Genomic DNA, 18371 nt, shown 5'->3' on the forward strand with positions numbered 1-18371 from the left:
CCTGCACTCCATCCCGTCCGCGGAGCCCTCAAGAACAAACGCCACGATATGGGGCGAACGGCAGACGGTGCGGGAACGAGGCCGACGAACGTCGCCTCCGGCGCCGGACTCCGGATCACCGACGCGTTCGTCGCCTCCGCTGAGGCGAACGGGCGACAAAAAGCAAAGGCAAGGAGTTCACCCACTCCTTGCCACTCTCAACCTATAGCGCACCGGGGGGCTTGCGGCAAGGCCCGGGTAGTGCCGCAGAATCACCGGCCGAGACCAGGACCTGCGGAAATGGGGGTAGCGATGATCGACGTGGTCATTGCCGGCGGTGGACCGACCGGGTTGATGCTGGCATGCGAGTTGCGGCTGCACGGCGTGCAGGTGGTCGTGCTGGAGCGGTTGGCCGAACCGAGCGGGCAGTCCCGCGGGCGCGGTCTGCACGCCCGCAGCGTCGAGCTGATGGACCAGCGCGGCCTGCTGGACCGGTTCCTCGCGGTCGGTGAGAAGTTCCAGGTCGGCGGCTTCTTCGGCGGTATCCACAAGCCGTGGCCGGACCGGCTGGACACGGCTCACCCGTACGGGCTCACCACCCCGCAGCCGGTCACCGAGCGGCTGCTGACCGAACGCGCCCTCGAACTCGGTGCCGAGATCCGGCGCGGCCGCGAAGTGGTCGGGCTGAGCGAGGACGAGGACGGGGTGACCGTCGAGCTCGCGGACGGCACGCGGGTGCGCTCGCGCTACCTCGTCGGGTGCGACGGCGGCCGCAGTACGGTGCGCAAGGCGCTGGGCGTCGGTTTCCCCGGTGAGCCCTCCACGGTCGACACGCTGCTGGGCGACATGGAGGCGACCGAGGATCCGGCGACGATCGCCGCCGTCGTCACGGAAGTCCGCAAGACCCAACTGCGGTTCGGCGCCATTCCCGACATGGACGGCAACCCGGGGGTGTACCGCATCGTCGTACCCGCCGACGGTGTGGCCGAGGACCGTGCGGCCCCGCCGACCCTCGAGGAGTTCAAGCGGCAGTTGCGGGCCGTCGCGGGCACCGACTTCGGCGCACACTCGCCACGCCTGCTGTCCCGCTTCGGCAACGCCACCCGGCAGGCCGAGCGCTACCGGGTCGGCCGGGTGCTGCTGGCCGGCGACGCGGCGCACGTCCACCCGCCGACCGGCGGGCAGGGGCTCAACCTCGGCATCCAGGACGCGTTCAACCTCGGCTGGAAGCTGGCCGCCGCGGTCGACGGCTGGGCGCCGGAGGGGCTGCTGGACAGCTACCACGACGAACGGCACCCGGTGGGCGCCGCCGTACTGGACAACACCCGCGCGCAGATCACGCTGATGGGGACGGACCCGGGAGCGGCCGCGCTGCGGCAACTGCTCTCGAAGCTGATGGACTTCGAGGAGGTGAACCGGTACGTGACCGGCGTCATCACCGCGGTCGCGGTCCGCTACGACTTCGGCGAGGGGCATGAACTGCTGGGCCGGCGGATGCGGGACGTGGCCCTGAAGCGGGGCCGCCTCTACGGGCTGATGCACCGGGGCCGCGGGCTGCTGCTCGACCAGACCGGCAGGCTCTCGGCGGCCGGCTGGGCGGATCGCGTCGACCACGTCGTCGACGTCAGCGAGGAACTGGACGTGCCCGCGGTGCTGCTACGGCCGGACGGGCACGTGGCGTGGGTCGGCGAGGACCAGCAGGACCTACTCGTTCATCTGCCCAAGTGGTTCGGCGCTCCGGCCGGCTGAGCGCGCACCAGCGGGACCGACTGTCGATCCAGTGGGCTACTTCCGGTAGTAGTCCTCGATGGGAACGCGGGCCTCGGCGAACAGGGCGGGGCCGACCTGAGGGACCGTCGGCCAGGCGCCGGATTCCGGGTTGAGCTCGATGAGCTGCTCGGTGGAAAGGGCGTAGACGACACGGCCGAGACCGGAGCGGATGATGCCGCCGGAGCACATCCCGCAGGGCTGGCAGCTGGTGTACATGGTCGTGCGCGCGGCCGTGTCCGGGTCGAGTTCGCGGGCGCCCAGCGGGCCAGCTTCAGCTCCGGATGGGCACTGATGTCGTTGTCGCGCCGCACGGTGTTGTGCGCCTCGGCGAGGACCGTGCCGTCGGGGCCGGCCAGCAAAGATCCGTACGGCGCGTCGCCCAGGGTGACGGCGTGGGCCGCGAGGGCGATCGCACGGCGCAGAAGTTCCTCGTCGGCAGGGGTGATCACGATGCGTTCCTCCAGTGTGTGGCCACGGCGGTGAGCCTGCCGGGCGGGGCCGCCGGGTGTCCTCCGGATCTCCGTGGTGGGGATCGAGCGCGACGGTGTCGGCGCCGAGCCGTTCCAACGCGTGGCGGTCCTCGGGAATCTGCTCGATGGTTCCGACGCCGGCCGGCCGGTCGGGGGCCGTCGACCGGTGTCGTGGTCGGCCGCAGCGCGATGCGGGGCACGAACCCCGGCAGTGAGGGCCCCGCCCCTGCCGTGCGCAGCCAGGGCAGAGTCCCCCGCAGCGGGAGCCGGGCGTCGCCGAACCTGACGGCGCGCCGCATCGCTGTCGCCGCCGACCATGATGGGCACCGGGGGGCGTCGGTTTCTCCTCCGCCAGGCCTTTTGCAGGGCCAGGCGCTCGGGTCAGCCTTCCGCGCGCGGTGAACGGCACACCGAGGCAGCTCCGCCGCCGACGCTTTTCGCCAAAAATGATGGCCGATACACTGTCCGCGTGGGCTTGGATCATGCTTCGCTAACCTCCCTTGCCGCTCTCGGTGACGCGACGCGACGCCGTATGTTCGAAGTCATACGGCAGGCGCGACGGCCGGTGACCCGGGAGGAGGTGGCCGACAGTCTGGGCATCTCCCGCAAGCTGGCGGCCTTCCACCTGGACAAGCTCGTGGCGGCGGGACTGCTGCGGGCCGGCACCGAATCCTCCGCGGGCATGCGCAAGGTCGGCCGTAGACCCAAGGTGTACGAACCGGTGGCCGAGGCCATTGGCGTGCACATCCCCGAACGGCGCTACGAGCTGCTGGCCGACGTCCTCACCGAGGCCGTGCTCAGCGAGACGCAGGACGAGTCGGCCCGCGACGCGGCCATGCGGGTGGCACACCAGCGCGGGGAGGCTCTGGGCAGCGCCGAGCGCGAGCGGGTGCGTCCCGGGCGGCTCGGCGCCGAGCGGGGCCTGAGCCTGGCAGCGGAGACGCTCGAGGACTTCGGCTTTGAACCGGAGCGTGCCGCGCCCACCCTGCTGCGGCTGCGCAACTGCCCCTTCCATCCCCTGGCGGCCAAGGCCCCGGAGCTGGTCTGCGGCGTCAATCAGGCCTTCCTGTCCGGCTACCTGAACGGCCTGGGCAGCGACCGGACCACAGCTGTGCTGGCCCCGCAGCCCGGCTCGTGCTGCGTCGAACTACGAGGCGACGGCACAGGAGACACCCAGGGGACGAACCGCGGGTGCGAGCGGTGATGCCACGAGCCTCTTGACCGACGACCCGAATAAGACCAACAATTGTTGGTGAAATATCGGACGGGCAGCTCAGAGACGAGGTGCCGTATGACCGTGAACAGTGATCTCAGGGGTCTGCAGCAGGCGAAACGGCCGGTCAGCGGCGCGCTCGCGGGCCCGTACGGACATCCCTTCCATCCCATCCTGGTCACCGTGCCCATCGGTGCCTGGGTGTCCAGCCTGGTCTTCGACATCGCCTCGCGGATCGTCGGCAGACCCGCCTTCCTGACCCATGGATCGGCCTGGCTGATCGCCATCGGCGTGCTCGGGGCGCTGGCGGCGGCGTGCGTCGGCTTCCTCGACCTGTTCGCGATCCCCACGGGCACGCCGGCCTTCCGTACGGGTCTGGTGCACATGGCCCTGAACCTCGCCGTCACCGTCGCGTACGCGGCCGGTTTCGCCTGGCGGCAGAGCGGCGGATACCCGGTGGGGCAGGGCGTCGGCTACGGGCAGCTGGCGCTCTCCGTCGTCTCGCTCGCCGCCCTCGGCCTGTCCGGCTATCTCGGCGGCAAACTCGCCTACCGCTATGGCGTGCGCGTGGCCGAGGAGTCCGTGCAGGCCGAGGGCTACCGCACGGGCCACGGCTCCTGAGCGCGGCTCCGCAGTTCGCCCCCCACTTCGCCCCCACTTCGCTCCGCCCTTGCAGTCTCCGCAATCCGAACCCTGGAGAACGACATGGACATCGCCGCTCTTGTCGCCTGGGTGGTCACCGCCCTCGGCGGATTCGTCCTCCTCGCCCGCTGGATCTCCCGCGGCGGGCTGCGGCAGCAGCAGACCGGTACGACCCGCTTCCCGGCGCCCCTCGTCTTCGGTCACTTCCTGCTCGCGGCGGCCGGACTGGTGGTCTGGATCGTCTACCTGGCCGCCGACCGGTCAGCGCTGGCGTGGACGTCCTTCGTCGTCCTCGTCTTCGTCGCCCTGCTCGGCTTCGCGATGTTCGCCCGCTGGGTGCCCGTGTACCGGACCGCCGCCCCGGGCACTGCGGGGGAGGAGACCACGCCCGCGGAACGGCACCTGCCCGTTCCCGTGGTGGCCGTGCACGGCATCCTGGGCGCCGCGACGCTGGTGCTGGTGCTCCTGGCGACGCTGGGAGTGGGCGGCAGCTGAGGCGGAGCGACGCCACCGGGTGCTCAGCCGTCGCCGGCCCGGTCGAGCGGTCTGCCGAGTGCCAGGTTCCAACGGCCGGCGCGGCCGCTGAACTCGACCGCGCCCAGCGGCGGTACGTCGATCCGCCAGAAGGCCGACTCCGGTGCTCCCAGCACCTGGACGGTCGCGGCTCGTACGACGTCCGGTTCGACCACCGCGACAGTCCGGCCGGAGAACCGCCCAGCCTGGTCGAGCCAGTCCGCGATCCGTCTGCCCAACTCCCGTACCGACTCGCCGCCGTGCGGAGCAGCCGCCGGGTCGGCCAGCCACACGGCTACGGCCTCCGGTTCGGCGGCGCTCACCTCGGCGAGCGTCCGGCCCCGCCAGCGGCCCACGTCCAGGCCCGCCAGTTCGGGTGCTTCGCCGGCGTCGAGACCCAGCGCCGAAGCGGTCTGCCGGCAGCGTACGGTGGGGGCGACGAGCGCTCGCCCGGCCCGTGGGAGAAGCGGCGCCGCCGAACGGGCCCGGGCCGTACCACCCTCGTCAAGGGAACACCCGTCGTCGAAACGGGCCTTGCGCAGGGCCACGTTCATGGCTGGTGAGATCAAGATCACTCGACTGGTCACGAACTCGCTCTCATGGTCTACAGCCCTGCAACGACAGGGAATTCACAGTGAACGGCGGCCCGAGGGGCGCTCGTGAGCGCCCCGTGCGCCCTTGGCCGCGCCTCCGCTTCGCGGTACGTTCTCGGCGAAATAGACGACGGAACGCGGAAGCCGGTGGGAATCCGGCACGGTCGCGCCACTGTATGCCCCGTTCACACCGCTCGCGGTGTGGGCAGGGAAAGTCAGACCCGCTCCGTTGTCCTGTGCACCACCGAGACGGGACGCGAGTTCCCCAGGAGGTTCTGCCATGGCGCAGTCCGTCGCTCAGCCGACCACCGCCCCCACCGCCATCCCAGCCAAGCTGCCGATCAGCGCGATCGCCCCCTGGGCGGTCTTCTTCGGCATCCTGATGCTTGTCCTGCTCTACTTCGTCGGCGCCGAGCAGGGCGCCACGTCCGTGATGTCCGGCGAGGACGTCCACGAGTGGGTGCACGACGCCCGACACCTGCTCGGCTTCCCCTGCCACTGACAGGGCAGGGAAGCAAGGTCCGACCATGAACTCGGCAACCGTCCGCCATCTCCTGGTGCGTGGCATGCTCGCGGGACTCGCCGCGGGTGTGCTCGCCCTCGTCGTCGCCTACTTCCTCGGCGAGCCGCGCGTCGACTCGGCCATCGCCTACGAAGAGGCGCACTCCCATGAACACGGCATGGAAGCCGTGAGCCGCACGATGCAGTCCACCGGTGGCCTGACCACCGGCGTCCTCGTCTACGGGGTCGCGTTCGGCGGCATCGCCGCCCTCGCGTACTGCTTCGCGCTGGGCCGGATCGGCCGCTTCGGGCCGCGCGCGAGCGCGCTGCTCCTGGCGACCGCCGGCCTGATCACGGTGTATGTCGTGCCGTTCCTGAAGTACCCGGCCAACCCGCCGTCCGTCGGCGAACCCGACACCATCGGCAGGCGCACCACCCTGTACTTCCTGATGATGCTGCTCAGCGTGCTCCTGGCGATCGCCACCGTGATCCTCGGCAAGCGCCTCGCACCGCGCCTGGGCAACTGGAACGCAACGGTGGCCGCGGGGGCGTTCTTCGTCCTGGCCATCGGGTTGGCGTACGCGTTCCTGCCGGCCGTCAACGAGGTCCCGAAGGACTTCTCGGCCACCCTGCTCTGGCAGTTCCGCCTGGCGGCCCTCGCCATCCAGCTGACCCTGTGGACCGCCTTCGGGCTCGTCTTCGGGCTGCTGGCGGAGCGGGTCCTCAACCCGAAGAACGTCCGACAGCCGGCCGCGCGGCCGGCGAGCGCCGGGACGGAAGCGACACCGGCTCCCCGCTGACGACGCACACGGCCCGGCCGTGACCGTATCGGCGACGCCGTCGCATGGTCGCGGCACGCGCCGATCGGAACGATTCCGATCGGCGCAGCCGCACTGCGAGTTGAGGTGTCAGCAGAGGTGGCGGGCGAAGAACCGCAGCGTGCTGTCCAGTTCGAACGACGGGACGTCTCCGTGCTTGCCGGGGTTGGCGTGCAGCGTCTTCTCGGCCGAGGCGAAGGCGTCGAACAGCGCCAGGCTGTGGGCCCTCGGCACCCGCTCGTCGTCCCACTGCACCAGGAACTCCACCGGGACGGTGATCCGCGCGGCGGCCTCGGCCGCTGCCAGTGCCCCGCCCAGGCCCAACACCGCCGCGCGGACCCGGGGTTCGGCGGCGACGAACGGAACGCCGAGTCCACAACCCAACGACACACCCCAATAGCCCACCGGGCCAGTGCCGACGTGGTCCAGTTCCTGGACCGCGTCCAGGACCGCCCGCCATTCCGACACGGTCTGGCGAGCCACGAGCGCCTGGAAACCGGCGATCAGCGGAGCCAGTTCCTCTCCGGCCTCCACGCGAGCGTGATTCTCGGTCGCGATCCGGTCGTACTCCTCGTCCTTGGGCCGGTCGCCATGGCCAGGCACGTCGACCGCGGCGACCGCGAAACCGCACTCGCTCACGAGGCGGCGCGCACGGGCCATCATCTCGGGGTCCTTCTTGTGCCGGCCGCCGCCGTGGCCCATCAGGATCAGGGGGCGAGTACCGGCGGCGCCTTCCGGCGTCCACAGCACGCCGGGAATCTCACCGAGGACGAAGAGTTGTTCGGAGACACCGTCGGACGACGTCTCAGAGGTGAAGCGCATGGCGTTTCAGCCTTTCGGGATGCCTTCTGCGGGCACTCCCTAAACCATGCAAGGGAGGGAGCCCCGACCTGTCACAGCGTTGATCGGTCTCACCTCCTCGGTTCGCAGCGGAGCACGGCGTCGCCGAACGTACCACGGGGGAGGATCAAGACTGATCGAGTTCGGCGAGGAGCCCACGTCCAGGTGTGGGCTGCCCTGTCTGGGACGACCATGGATGCAGGCAGAACGCCCGCCGGTACGGCACGAGCCGAGGCGCCGAGCGGGAAGGGACACGAGGTATGGGCACGACGGACTCCTCCCGAGCAGGCGGCGACGGCCGGCCAGGGGCGGGTCCCGCCACGCCGCCCAGCGGCCTGCTCGATCTGCTCGGCGTCGCCGCGGTGGTGCTGAATACCAAGGGCCAGGTGGTCTTCTGGAGTCCGAAGGCCGAGGAGCTGTTCGGCTACACCGCGGCGGAAGCGCTGGGCCGGCACGCGGTACGGCTGACGGTCCACGAGGAACACCAGCACCAAGTGATGGCGCTGTTCGCCGAGGTCATGGAATCCGGCACCGAGTGGGCCGGGGCCTTCCCGATCCGGCGCAAGGACGGCAGTACGCGCCTGGTGGAGTTCCGCAACATGCGGCTGCTGGACGACCTCGGTGACGTCTATCTCCTGGGCCTTGCCGCGGACCAGGCCACTGTGAAGCGGGTCGAGCGGGATGCCGCACTGGCCATGCGTCTGGTGTCGCAGTCCCCGGTCGGGCTGGCCATTCTGGACTCGGACCTGCGGTACGTGGCCGTGAATCCCGCTCTCGAACGCATCACCGGTCAGCCTGCCTCCGAGCGTCTCGGCCGGACTGCAGGCGAGGTCCTGACCTACCTGGACACGGACCCAGAGGCGCGCCTGCGCCGGGTCCTGGAGACGGGCGAGTGGGTGGCGGACCGGGAAATCGTCTGTTGTCCCCCCGCCGATCCGGAACACGAGCATGCCTGGTGCGTCTCGTACTACCGGCTGGAGGACTCCGGTGGGCGGGTGCTGGGCCTGGCCTATTCCGTCATCGACGTCACCGAGCGCCATCGAGCCGCTGCGGAGGCGGCACGGGCCCGGCAGCGGCTGGCATTGATCGCCAGGGCTTCCGCCTCCGTGGGCACCACCCTCGACCTGGAAACGACAGCACGCGAGCTCGCCGACGTCGTCGTACCGGTCCTGGCCGACGTGTCCGCCGTGGACGTGCTCGACAGCGCCCTGGACGGTCCGGCCGGGCCGGACGAGGGCCCGGCCCTCTTCCGCGCCCTCGCCGTCAGCGCGGCCCACTCCACCGAGGCGATCCGCGCGGCCGACTCGCCGGGCGGACTCGCCTCCTACGACAGCGACCGGCTGATCACCCAGTGTGTACGCACCCGCCAACCGGTTCTGGTACCCCACACCACGCGCCGGGATCTCGACCGCATCGCCCGGCATGGCGAGGCTGCCTCCCTCCTCGAGGCGGCCGGCGTGCACTCCTACCTGGCCGTACCGCTCATGGCGCGGGGTGAAGTCCTCGGCGCTCTCGACCTCAAGCGCATCCGGAACCCCGCACCCTTCGACGACGAGGACGTGTTCCTCGCCCTGGAGTTGGCCGCGCGAGCCGCGGTCTGCATCGACAATGCCCGCGGATACCAGGCTCAGCGCCGTGCGGCCCTCACCCTTCAGCGCAGCCTGCTGCCCGAGCGCCCGTCGGACCTGCCTGGCCTCGAGGTCGCCTGCCGCTACCAGCCTGCCGGTGCCGCGAGCGAGATCGGTGGCGACTGGTACGACGCCATACCGCTCAGGGGGGACAAGACCGCGCTGGTCGTCGGGGACGTGATGGGCAGCGGCATCGGCGCCGCCGCCACCATGGGCCAACTCCGCAGCGCCGCCCGCGCCTTCGCCGAACTCGCCCTCGCCCCCGCCGAGGCCCTTCGTCACCTCGATCACCTGACCGAAGGTGTCGAGCAGACCATCACCACCTGCATCTACTGCGTCTACGACCCTCACCGGGGCCAGTGCGAGATCTGCCTCGCCGGCCACCTGCCCCCGGTCCTGATGCGTCGCGGTCAGCCGGCACAACTGCTCGACCTTCCCGCCGGCGCACCACTGGGCGTCGGCGGCGTCCCCTTCGAGGCCGCGACGATCACCTTCCGGCCCGGCGACGAGCTGGCCCTCTACACCGACGGCCTGGTCGAAACCCGTAGTGAACCCATCGATACCCGCCTGGACACCCTCCTCGACACCCTCACCGCGACACGTGACCACGATCTGGAAGGCACCTGCGACCGCATTCTGGAGATCTTGCGCGCGCCCGGTGGCGAGGACGACGTCGCGCTGCTCATCGCCCGCGCCCGGTCCTGAGCGGTCACCGGCGGGTGCGGCGCTGCTGATCAGTCGCCCGGCCGCTGGTCACCGCGGCCGGCGCAGCCCGGCGATGAGGAGCTGTACCAGTCGGCGTGGGTCGTAGTCGGGATCGCTGTCCGCGCCGATGCAGAGGTTCCCGACGCCCCGCATGAGCTCGTGGGCCCTGAGGTCGGAGCGGATCTCACGGGCGGCGGACGCCGCGTCGAGCAGCTGGGTGCAGACGGGTACGAGGCGGTCGAGGAAGTAGGCGTGCAGCGTCTCGAAGCCGGTGCTGTCGGACTGCAGCACGGCGGCGAGTCCGTGTTTGGTGACCAGGAAGTCGACGAAGAGGCTGATCCACTCCTCCAGCGCGGCGTGCGGGGTCGCGCTGCTCGCCAGCAGGGCCGGCCCGGCCTCCGCGCAGGCGTCGACCTGGTGCCGGTAGACGGCGATGATGAGGTCCGCTCGCGTGGGGAAGTGCCGGTAGATCGTGCCCAGGCCGACGCCGGCCTTGGCCGCGATGTCGCGTACCGGCGCCTCCACGCCCGAGCTGACGAAGACCGCGGCCGCCGCGTCGAGCAGAGCCTCCTTGTTGCGCCGCGCGTCCTTGCGCTTGGACGGGGTCGCCTGCCCTGCGCCCTTGTCGTTGTCGCTCACCGCGCCGTTCCCTTCACTGCCGACCTTGCCAAAACGGAACGCTGTTCCGTATCGTTAGTGGAACGGGGTTCCGCTTGTTCATGATGGCAGAGCCGGAGCCCGTCAACCAGTCATGTCTTGTCACCCATGCTTCACCCCTAATGGAGGAACACGGTCATGCAGTACCGCACCTTGGGCCGCACCGGCGTTCAGGTCAGCACCCTCGCGCTCGGCGCCATGAACTTCGGCAGGATCGGGCGCACCACCCAGGACGAGGCCACCGCCATCGTCGACGCCGCCCTGGAGAGCGGCATCAACCTCATCGACACCGCCGACAGGTACAGCGACGGCGAATCCGAAGAGATGGTCGGCAAAGCCGTCGCGGGCCGCCGCGACGACATCGTGCTGGCCACGAAGGCCAACATGCCCATGGGCGACGAGCGCAACCATCGCGGCAGTTCGCGCCGCTGGCTGGTCACCGCGCTGGACGACAGCCTGCGCCGTCTCGGTGTCGACCACATCGATCTCTACCAGATCCACCGGTGGGACCCGAGCGCCAGTGACGAGGAGACGCTGTCTGCCCTGACCGACCTGCAACGCGCGGGAAAGATCCGCTACTTCGGCTCCTCGACCTTCCCGGCGTACCGCATCGTGCAGGCCCAGTGGGCCGCCCGAGAGCACCACCTGAGCCGTTACGTCACCGAACAGCCCAGCTACTCGATCCTGCAGCGGGGGATCGAGACCCACGTACTGCCCGTCACCGAGGAGTACGGGCTCGGCGTGCTGGTGTGGAGTCCTCTGGCCTCGGGCTGGCTGTCGGGTGCGATCCGCGAGGGCCGGGAAGTCACCACCAGCCGCTCGGCGTTCATGCCGGAACGCTTCGACACCGCCGTCCCCGCCAACCGGGCCAGGCTCGATGCCGTCGAGCGGCTGGCCAAGGTCGCCGACGAGGCCGGACTCACGATGATCCAGCTCGCGCTCGGATTCGTGACCGCCCACCCCGCCGTGACCGGAGCGATCATCGGTCCCCGCACGCTGGACCACCTGCACTCGCAACTCGCCGCCGCCGACACCGTGCTCTCCGGCGACGTACTCGACGCGATCGACACGATCGTCGCCCCGGGTGTCGACCTGGCCGCACACGAGAAGCACGACGCTCCGCCCGCGCTGCTCGACCCGGCACTGCGGCGCCGCTGACCGTCCGAGGGCGGCGTCCGCCCCCTCCCCGAAAGGACCGACACCTCCATGCCGTACACACCTCGGCCCCGTTTCGGGATCATGACCGCCCCATCGCAGGTCGACTACCGCGACGTCCTGCGGGTCTGGCGCGAGGCGGACACGATCCCGGAGATCGAGCACGCGTGGCTGTTCGACCACCTCATGCCGATCGGCGGCGACCCGGGCGGACCGGCCTACGAGGGCTGGACCCTGCTTTCGGCGCTTGCCGCCCTCACCCGGCGACTGCGGATCGGCGTACTGGTGACCAGCAACCGGTTCCGGCCGCCCGCGATGCTGGCCAAGATCGCCACGACCGTCGACATCGTCTCCGGCGGACGGCTCGACTTCGGCATCGGCGTCGGTTCACGTCCGAGCCATCCCCTGGCCCGGCGTGAATACGAAGCGCACGGCCTGCCCTTCCACGACTCCGCGCAAGCCGTGGCGAGCCTCGCCGAAGCCTGCGTGCTGATAAGGCGGTTGTGGACCGAGACCGAACCGTTCGACTTCCACGGCACCCACCACCACCTCACCGGAGCGCTCGGCAACCCCAAACCCGTCCAGGGCCCGCACCCGCCGATCCTCATCGGCGGACGCTCGTCCGCGACCCTGCGGGTGGCCGCCGAGCACGCCGACCTGTGGAACATCCCGGGCGGTGACATCGACGACGTCGTCCGCCGCGGCGCACTGCTCGACCGCCACTGCGCCGAGATCGGCCGCGACCCCGCCGCGATCGCCCGCTCGATCCACCTGCCCGTCTCCTACGACCGGCCCGACACCACCCGGAAGGCCATCGGCGAAGCGATCGACGCCGGCTTCCGGCACATCGTCCTCGGACTCTCGGCGCCGTACCCCGACGGGGTCGCACGGTGGGTCACCGATCAGCTCATCGGCACGTCGGACTGACGCCCGTCGCGGTACGTCCCACGATCCGCGGCGCACGGTCGTCCGGTCAGTCCTTGATCGTGACCAGGATGAGTGCCTGCAGTTGCTCCGCGGTGTGGTCGAGGGGCTCCGTGCTGCGCTTGGCGCGGCACATGGCCACGGTTCCCTCGACGGCCGCGACGACGAGCGTGGCAAACTGTGCCGCCTGTCCGGGTTCGGCGCCGTGCTCGCGCAGTGAGGCGGCCAGCAGGCCCTCCCATTCGGCGAAGACGTCAGCGGCGGCCGCCAGCGCGGCGGGCGTCTCGTCGGCGGGGGGCTCCTCGATCGAGACGGCGAGGACCGGACAGCCGGCCCGGAAGTCGCTGCCGACCACGATCTTGCGCCACAGGGCGAGGAAGGCCCGCAGGCCGGCGACCGGACCCGCCTCCAACTCCTTGCGCAGGCTGCGGGCGACCCACTCGCCCGTGTAGCGGACGGCCTCGGTGGCCAACTGCTGCTTGCCTTCGGGGAAGTAGTGGTACGTCGAGCCGAGCGGTGCCCTGGCGTGCTTGGCCGTCTCACGGATGCTCGTCGCGTTCAGGCCGCGCCGGCTGATCATGTCGGCCGCGCCGGCCACGATCCGCTCGCGCGCCGACGGGCTGGGCTTGGTCACGTACGCGATCCCTTCCGGTTCCCTGGATATAACGACCGTCATAGTCTAGCGTGACCGCCGTCTATAACGACTGTCATAGACGCATGGCGTCGAACGGACCGAAGAGAGAGGTGTGCCCATGCCGTCGATCCGGCTCACAGCCCCCGCCGGTGTCCTGACCGAAGAGGGCCGACAGGGCGTTCAGCGTGACCTCGCAACGGTGCTGCTGCGCTGGGAGGGCGCACCCGACACGGCGTTCTTCCGCGCCCAGGCGTGGAGTTACCTCATAGAGATGCCAGAGGGCGCCCAGACCACCGCCGAGGACGACGCCCCTCGCTTCCTGGTGGAGGTCACCGTCCCCCAGGGGGCCCTGTCCGAGCGCCGCAAGGCCGGCCTGGTCGAGGAGACGACGAAGACCGTCCTGGCCGCCGCCGGACTCGACCAGGACCAGGCCCTGCGGGTGTGGGAGCTGGTGCACGAACAGCCCGACGGCACCTGGGGCGCCGGCGGCTCCGTCGTCCGCTACGCCGACCTGGTGGCACTGGCGAAGGGGCAGCGCGCCGATGCGTGAACTGACCTACGTCGCCCGGCGCACCGTCGAATGGCGCGAGACACCCGACCCGAAACTCCGGTCCGACGGGGAGGCGATCGTCGCGCCGGTGGCCGCCACCCCCTGCGACGTGGACTCCTCCATCCTCGCCGGGCACGGCTTCATCGAGCCGCCCTTCGCCCTCGGCCACGAGTGCGTCGCCCGGGTCGTCGAGACCGGTGACGCCCTCACCACCGTGGCCCCAGGGGACCTGGTCGTAGTCCCCTGGTCCATCAACTGCGGCACCTGCGACCGCTGCCGGGCAGGCCTGACCGCCCACTGCACCACCGTGCCCTACATGGCGATGTACGGCGCTCCGATCGGCGGCAGCTGGGGCGGGCTCTTCTCCGACCTGGTCCGTGTGCCGTACGCCGACGCCATGCTGGTGCCGCTGCCCACCGGTCTGGACCCGGTTGCCATGGCATCGGCCGGCGACAACTGGTCCCTGGCCCGGCGCCTGGTCGCCCCCCACCTCAAGTCCCGGCCCGGTGCCCGGGTCCTGGTCGTCGCCCGTGGCGGCATCGGCCTGTACGTGTGCGACATCGCCCGCGCGCTGGGCGCCTCCGACGTGCTCTACGTCGACCCCGACCCCGAACACCGCGCCCTCGCCCGTACCTTCGGAGCCGCCACCGCCGAAGCCCTGGAACCGGTTGCGCAGGGTTACGACATCGCCGTGGAGGCCACCGGTCGCGTCGACCAGCTCGCCCTGGCCGTCAAGTGCCTGACCCCGGAAGGGATCTGCGAGTCCGCGGGCAACCATTTCCGCCCCGGCGAGCTGCCCCTGCTCGACATGTACCTCACCGGCGTCACCCTGCGCATCGCACGCGACAACGTGCGCGCCCACATCCCCGACGCCCTCGAACTCGCCGCCTCCGGCAAGGTGGCCCCCGAGAAGGTGGTCTCCCACGTCATCGACTGGGAGGACCTGCCCAGCGCCCTGCCGGAGAAGCACCTCAAGCCCGTCTTCGTCCGACCCGATGCCTGACCGAGGGAGGAGCGGGCGGCCCGTCCCGCCCCTGCGCACCCTCGCGCGCTCGGTCGACAGGCCTTGTCCGGAGGTGAGCCGCGCCCCTACGCCTCGTCGGAGCGGAGGGCGACCGCGCGGCGGAGAGCCTCACGGCAGGCGAGGACCGCGGGGTGCCTGCTGCGGCCGCGGCGTACGACGGTGAAGATGCGACGGGTGCGCTGACCTCGGGGGAGTGGCCGCAGGGTGACGGTCGCGGGCTGTCCGTTCCAGAGCAGGTCGGGCAGGAAGGCGACGGCGTGATTCTGCTCGACGAGGCGGAGGTGGAGCAGCAGATCGGTGGTCTCGAACCGTACGTCGGGTTCGAAACCGGCGTTGCGGCACAAGGTCATGGCCCAGTGCCGTGCGGTCGTGCCCTCGGGCTCCATCACCCACGCGTGGCCGCCCAGTGAGCGCAGCACCGCCATCGGGCTCTCCGGGCCCGAGGCGCCGAACGCTTCGGGCGTGGCGAGCTGGAGCGCGTCGTCGAGTAGGTCCTCCTGTTCCAGTTCGGCGGGCCGTGGGTTGGGGTTGCCGGGGTACTCCTCGGCGAGGACGAGGTCGAAGTCGCGGGCCTGCAGAGCGGAGAGAGCCCTCTCCGGCTCCATGTGCGTGACGTGGACGCGTAGCCGCGGATACAGGTCGCAGGCCGAGCGCGGTCGGCACCAGGGCCAGGGCGGCCGTCTGGAACGAGGCGACGCGCAGCGTGCCGGTCAGGTCGGTCAGGGAGGTGGCGATGTCCGCCTCCGCGCGCTCCAGGCGTTCGAGGACCGCCTCGGTGTGCGCGACGAGGATCTCGGCCTGCTCGGTCAGCCGCACCCGCCGCCCCACCGGTTCCAGCAGCGGGACGCCGACCTCGGTCTCGAGCTGTGCGAGTTGCTGGGAGACGGAGGAGGGGGCGTACGACAGGGCGGCGGCGACGGCCGCGAGGGTGCCCCGGTGCTTGAGTTCGCGCAACAGGCGCAGTCGGTGCAGGTCGAACATGGGTGGGCCGCTCTCTCCCCGCCGTGCGACGCCCCCGCTCCGAATGGTCGGTTCCTCCGACGAGTATAGGTCGGAAACATTCGCTGGACCGATCATGGAGACTGCCGCAGCCTTTACGTGTGTCCGAGAACGCTTCCTCCCTGCGCACGTTGCCGTGGCTCGCGCGGCCCACCGCCCGGCTGTGGCGGTGTGCACCCGCCCCCGCCCAGGCACGGGCCTTCCACTCCTCCCTGCCCGACTACTCCCTCACTCCGCTCACCGAACTTCCGCCACTGGCACAGGAACTGGGGGTGGGCAGGGCCTTCGTCAAGGACGAGTCGTGCCGCCTGGGCCTGCCCGCGTTCAAGGCTCTGGGCGCGTCCTGGGCGATTCACCGCACCCTCGCCGAGCGGGCCGCGACCAGCGAGGAGCCGGGCCCGCTCACCCTGGTGACCGCCACCGACGGCAACCACGGCAGGGCGGTGGCCCGTATGGCGCGCCTGCTCGGGCAGCGCGCACACGTCTTCGTGCCGCAGGGGGTGCATCCGGAGGCCGTGGCGGCCATCGTGGCCGAGCAGGCGAAGGTCACCGAGGTACCGGGGCCCTATGACGAGGCCGTGCGCCTCGCGGCCGAGGAGGCCGCCGGCCCCGACGCCGTCCTGGTGCAGGACACCGCCTGGCCGGGCTACGAACAGATCCCGGGTTGGATCGTCGAGGGCTATTCCACTCTCTGCGCGGAGATCGACGAGCAGTTGGCGGCCCGAGGGGTCGCCGAAGGCCCGGACCTCGTCTCCGTACCGGTAGGGGTGGGGTCACTGGCCCAGGCCGTGGTCACCCACTACCGCAGCCGCCCTTCCGGACGTGCGCCCGCGCTGATGTCGGTGGAGCCGGAGACCGCCGCCTGCGTCCTGGAAAGCCTCACCCTCGGTGAACCCGTCAGTGTCACCACCGCGGCCACCACCATGGCGGGCCTGAACTGCGGTACCCCGTCCAGCATTGCCTGGCCCCATCTGCACCACGGACTCGATGCGGCGATCGCCGTCCCCGACACCGCCGGCGCCCGCGCGGCCGCTCGCCTTGCCGCTCTCGGGGTCTCCTCGGGTCCCTGCGGGGCGGCGGCGCTCGCCGGTCTCCTGGCGGCACTCACCGGCTCGGGCGCCGACCGACGCCGTACGGCGTTGGGGCTCGACGCGACCTCGGTCGTCGTCCTCCTGAGCACCGAGGGCAGGGCCGCCAACCCGCACTCGGCCACCGACCACTGAACCAGCACGACCCGTAAGACCCGCAAGACCTGTGCGATGCACCACCGCACCCACCGCACCCACCGCTCTCGACAACCACCGGGAAACAGTTCATGACAGACCCCACCTCCGACACGATCACCGTCGACGGCGACCGCCTGTGGCAGTCCCTGATGGACCTCGCCGAGATCGGCGCGTACGACGACGGACGCACCGGCTTGCGCGGGGTCAACCGCCTGGCGCTCACCGACGCGGACGCCGCCGCGCGCCGCCAGGTCATCGCATGGATGGAACAGGCCGGCCTGACCGTCCGCATCGACCGGATGGGGAACATCTACGGCCGCCGCGAGGGCACGGACCCGACCGCGGCCCCCGTCCTGACCGGCTCGCACATCGACAGCGTCGCCACCGCCGGCGCCTTCGACGGCTGCCTCGGCGTCCTGGGCGGCATCGAGGTCGTCCGAACCCTCGACGAACACGGCATCACCACCCGCCACCCGATCGAGGTCGGTGTCTTCACCGAGGAGGAAGGAGTCCGCTTCGGCACCGACATGCTCGGCAGCGCCGTGGCCGCCGGCCGCCTCACCCACGCCCACGCCCACGCCCTGATCGACCGCGACGGCATCACCCTCGGCGCCGAACTCACCCGCACCGGCTTCGACGGCCCCACGGACGTCCGCCTCGCCCCACCCCACGCCTACGTCGAATGCCACATCGAACAGGGACCCGTCCTCGCCGAACACGATGTCGAGATCGGTGTCGTCACCGGCGTACAGGGCATCTCCTGGCAGGAGATCACCATCCACGGCCGCGCCGCCCACGCCGGAACCACGCCCACGCACCTGCGCGCCGACGCCGGCCTCGCGGCCGCGCAGATCATCGTCCACCTGCGGGCCCTGGTCGACTCCGGCGAGTACGGCGACCTGCGCGCCACCGTCGGCCGCCTCGGCGTCCACCCGGACCTGACCAACATCGTCCCGGCCCGCGCCGGGCTGACGGTCGACCTGCGCAACCCCGACGACGCTCAGATGGCTCGCGCGGAGACAGCCCTGGCCGCCTTCCTGCGCGACCTGGAGAACAGCCGCCCGGGCCTGTCACTGACCACCCGACGGATGGCCAGGACCGCCGACGTGCCCTTCGACGAGGGCGTGCGCAAGACCGTCGCCCGGGCGGCCGACGACCACGGCCTGCGGCACATCTCCCTGCTGTCCGGCGCGGGCCACGACGCTCAGGAGATCGCCGCGCTCTGCCCGACCGCCATGATCTTCGTACGCGGCGAGTACGACGGCATCAGCCACAACCCGCGCGAGTACTCCACCCCCCGGGCCTGTGCCCACGGCGTCGACGTCCTGGCCACCACCCTCCTGCGCCTGGCCGAACAGGACTGACCGCGGTCTCGGCCACTGCGCGGGAGACGAATGGGCCACTGACCGGCGATTGGCCCGCGACCTCAGGACGAAGCGCCTGAAACACTCCGCCTTCAGCGCCGCGCCTCGAGGAGATGTCATGCAGGTAGCCGTAGTCACCTTCGACGGGTTCAACGAGCTCGACAGC

Annotated in this window: 17 protein-coding genes, 2 pseudogenes and 1 riboswitch; of the genes and pseudogenes, 13 read left to right on the plus strand and 6 right to left on the minus strand. The window is 71.0% G+C overall.

The genetic code is table 11. From position 1 onward, the window contains the following. Positions 1 to 291: 291 nt before the first annotated feature. Complete coding sequence (rox, locus tag AC07CM_RS31415; RefSeq protein WP_478879946.1) at positions 292 to 1728, plus strand: rifampin monooxygenase; 1437 nt, start codon at positions 292 to 294, stop codon at positions 1726 to 1728. Between the two features lie 36 nt (positions 1729 to 1764). On the opposite strand, the pseudogene AC07CM_RS31420 reads toward rox, so the two are convergent. Next, positions 1765 to 2198, minus strand: a pseudogene (locus AC07CM_RS31420) (nucleoside deaminase). A 490-nt stretch (positions 2199 to 2688) separates the two neighbouring features. On the opposite strand from AC07CM_RS31420, the gene AC07CM_RS31425 reads away from it, so the two are divergent. From AC07CM_RS31425 to AC07CM_RS31435, 3 genes are all read left to right on the plus strand, one after another. Continuing rightward, the gene (locus AC07CM_RS31425) at positions 2689 to 3423 is read left to right on the plus strand and encodes a helix-turn-helix transcriptional regulator (protein ID WP_478879851.1); all 735 of its coding nucleotides are present in this window, start codon (positions 2689 to 2691) and stop codon (positions 3421 to 3423) included. 87 nt (positions 3424 to 3510) lie between these two features. Continuing rightward, positions 3511 to 4053: a DUF2231 domain-containing protein gene (locus tag AC07CM_RS31430; RefSeq protein WP_478879852.1), complete on the plus strand. Its 543-nt coding sequence runs from the start codon at positions 3511 to 3513 to the stop codon at positions 4051 to 4053. Between the two features lie 84 nt (positions 4054 to 4137). Further along, a complete protein-coding gene (locus tag AC07CM_RS31435; protein WP_478879853.1) occupies positions 4138 to 4569 on the plus strand; it encodes a hypothetical protein in 432 nt (143 codons plus the stop codon). Between the two features lie 23 nt (positions 4570 to 4592). Here AC07CM_RS31435 and AC07CM_RS31440 read toward each other — a convergent pair whose 3' ends face one another. Then, a complete protein-coding gene (locus AC07CM_RS31440; protein ID WP_478879854.1) occupies positions 4593 to 5174 on the minus strand; it encodes a histidine phosphatase family protein in 582 nt (193 codons plus the stop codon). A 94-nt stretch (positions 5175 to 5268) separates the two neighbouring features. Beyond that, positions 5269 to 5425, plus strand: a riboswitch (cobalamin riboswitch). A 35-nt stretch (positions 5426 to 5460) separates the two neighbouring features. On the opposite strand from AC07CM_RS31440, the gene AC07CM_RS31445 reads away from it, so the two are divergent. Together AC07CM_RS31445 and AC07CM_RS31450 are read left to right on the plus strand one after the other, a co-directional pair. Further along, complete coding sequence (locus AC07CM_RS31445; RefSeq protein WP_478879855.1) at positions 5461 to 5682, plus strand: CbtB domain-containing protein; 222 nt, start codon at positions 5461 to 5463, stop codon at positions 5680 to 5682. A gap of 25 nt (positions 5683 to 5707) precedes the next feature. Then, entirely contained in the window at positions 5708 to 6481 is a 774-nt protein-coding gene (locus AC07CM_RS31450) for a CbtA family protein (RefSeq protein ID WP_478879856.1), read from the plus strand. 108 nt (positions 6482 to 6589) lie between these two features. Here AC07CM_RS31450 and AC07CM_RS31455 read toward each other — a convergent pair whose 3' ends face one another. After that, a complete protein-coding gene (locus tag AC07CM_RS31455) occupies positions 6590 to 7321 on the minus strand; it encodes an alpha/beta hydrolase family protein (RefSeq protein WP_478879857.1) in 732 nt (243 codons plus the stop codon). 278 nt (positions 7322 to 7599) lie between these two features. On the opposite strand from AC07CM_RS31455, the gene AC07CM_RS31460 reads away from it, so the two are divergent. Further along, positions 7600 to 9672, plus strand: a complete 2073-nt coding sequence (locus AC07CM_RS31460; protein ID WP_478879858.1) for a SpoIIE family protein phosphatase — start codon at positions 7600 to 7602, stop codon at positions 9670 to 9672. Between the two features lie 48 nt (positions 9673 to 9720). Here AC07CM_RS31460 and AC07CM_RS31465 read toward each other — a convergent pair whose 3' ends face one another. Further along, complete coding sequence (locus AC07CM_RS31465) at positions 9721 to 10311, minus strand: TetR/AcrR family transcriptional regulator (RefSeq protein WP_478879859.1); 591 nt, start codon at positions 10309 to 10311, stop codon at positions 9721 to 9723. Between the two features lie 156 nt (positions 10312 to 10467). Between AC07CM_RS31465 and AC07CM_RS31470 the strand changes: the two genes are divergently transcribed. Together AC07CM_RS31470 and AC07CM_RS31475 are read left to right on the plus strand one after the other, a co-directional pair. Then, positions 10468 to 11487, plus strand: coding sequence for an aldo/keto reductase (locus tag AC07CM_RS31470; protein ID WP_478879860.1), 1020 nt, complete (start codon positions 10468 to 10470; stop codon positions 11485 to 11487). A 48-nt stretch (positions 11488 to 11535) separates the two neighbouring features. Further along, positions 11536 to 12411 carry an LLM class flavin-dependent oxidoreductase gene (locus AC07CM_RS31475; protein WP_478879861.1) on the plus strand — a complete coding sequence of 292 codons (876 nt, stop codon included), beginning with the start codon at positions 11536 to 11538 and terminating at the stop codon, positions 12409 to 12411. A 46-nt stretch (positions 12412 to 12457) separates the two neighbouring features. Here the strand turns inward: AC07CM_RS31475 and AC07CM_RS31480 are convergent, their stop codons facing one another. Then, a complete protein-coding gene (locus AC07CM_RS31480) occupies positions 12458 to 13084 on the minus strand; it encodes a TetR/AcrR family transcriptional regulator (protein WP_478879862.1) in 627 nt (208 codons plus the stop codon). Positions 13085 to 13160: 76 nt separating this feature from the next. On the opposite strand from AC07CM_RS31480, the gene AC07CM_RS31485 reads away from it, so the two are divergent. Next, a complete protein-coding gene (locus AC07CM_RS31485) occupies positions 13161 to 13592 on the plus strand; it encodes a tautomerase family protein (protein WP_478879863.1) in 432 nt (143 codons plus the stop codon). Continuing rightward, a complete protein-coding gene (locus AC07CM_RS31490; protein ID WP_478879864.1) occupies positions 13585 to 14595 on the plus strand; it encodes a zinc-dependent alcohol dehydrogenase in 1011 nt (336 codons plus the stop codon). Before AC07CM_RS31485 ends, AC07CM_RS31490 begins: the two co-directional genes overlap by 8 nt. Positions 14596 to 14681: 86 nt before the next feature. Here the strand turns inward: AC07CM_RS31490 and AC07CM_RS31495 are convergent. Then, positions 14682 to 15597, minus strand: a pseudogene (locus AC07CM_RS31495) (LysR family transcriptional regulator). Positions 15598 to 15716: 119 nt separating this feature from the next. Between AC07CM_RS31495 and AC07CM_RS31500 the strand changes: the two are divergent. Both AC07CM_RS31500 and AC07CM_RS31505 read left to right on the plus strand, forming a co-directional pair. Continuing rightward, positions 15717 to 16838, plus strand: coding sequence for a diaminopropionate ammonia-lyase (locus tag AC07CM_RS31500; protein WP_478879865.1), 1122 nt, complete (start codon positions 15717 to 15719; stop codon positions 16836 to 16838). Between the two features lie 92 nt (positions 16839 to 16930). Then, positions 16931 to 18205: a M20 family metallo-hydrolase gene (locus AC07CM_RS31505; RefSeq protein WP_478879866.1), complete on the plus strand. Its 1275-nt coding sequence runs from the start codon at positions 16931 to 16933 to the stop codon at positions 18203 to 18205. Positions 18206 to 18371 lie beyond the last annotated feature (166 nt).

Source organism: Streptomyces sp. NPDC044061 (genome assembly GCF_056434305.1).

Excerpts from the sequence above, each read along its gene's own strand:
- AC07CM_RS31480 (WP_478879862.1), bottom strand. The coding sequence starts at position 13,084 with ATGACGGTCGTTATATCCAGGGAACCGGAAGGGATCGCGTACGTGACC.
- AC07CM_RS31490 (WP_478879864.1), top strand. The coding sequence starts at position 13,585 with ATGCGTGAACTGACCTACGTCGCCCGGCGCACCGTCGAATGGCGCGAG.
- AC07CM_RS31485 (WP_478879863.1), top strand. The coding sequence starts at position 13,161 with ATGCCGTCGATCCGGCTCACAGCCCCCGCCGGTGTCCTGACCGAAGAG.
- AC07CM_RS31450 (WP_478879856.1), top strand. The coding sequence starts at position 5,708 with ATGAACTCGGCAACCGTCCGCCATCTCCTGGTGCGTGGCATGCTCGCG.
- AC07CM_RS31470 (WP_478879860.1), top strand. The coding sequence starts at position 10,468 with ATGCAGTACCGCACCTTGGGCCGCACCGGCGTTCAGGTCAGCACCCTC.
- AC07CM_RS31460 (WP_478879858.1), top strand. The coding sequence starts at position 7,600 with ATGGGCACGACGGACTCCTCCCGAGCAGGCGGCGACGGCCGGCCAGGG.
- AC07CM_RS31435 (WP_478879853.1), top strand. The coding sequence starts at position 4,138 with ATGGACATCGCCGCTCTTGTCGCCTGGGTGGTCACCGCCCTCGGCGGA.
- AC07CM_RS31455 (WP_478879857.1), bottom strand. The coding sequence starts at position 7,321 with ATGCGCTTCACCTCTGAGACGTCGTCCGACGGTGTCTCCGAACAACTC.
- rox (WP_478879946.1), top strand. The coding sequence starts at position 292 with ATGATCGACGTGGTCATTGCCGGCGGTGGACCGACCGGGTTGATGCTG.
- AC07CM_RS31475 (WP_478879861.1), top strand. The coding sequence starts at position 11,536 with ATGCCGTACACACCTCGGCCCCGTTTCGGGATCATGACCGCCCCATCG.
- AC07CM_RS31505 (WP_478879866.1), top strand. The coding sequence starts at position 16,931 with ATGACAGACCCCACCTCCGACACGATCACCGTCGACGGCGACCGCCTG.
- AC07CM_RS31430 (WP_478879852.1), top strand. The coding sequence starts at position 3,511 with ATGACCGTGAACAGTGATCTCAGGGGTCTGCAGCAGGCGAAACGGCCG.
- AC07CM_RS31445 (WP_478879855.1), top strand. The coding sequence starts at position 5,461 with ATGGCGCAGTCCGTCGCTCAGCCGACCACCGCCCCCACCGCCATCCCA.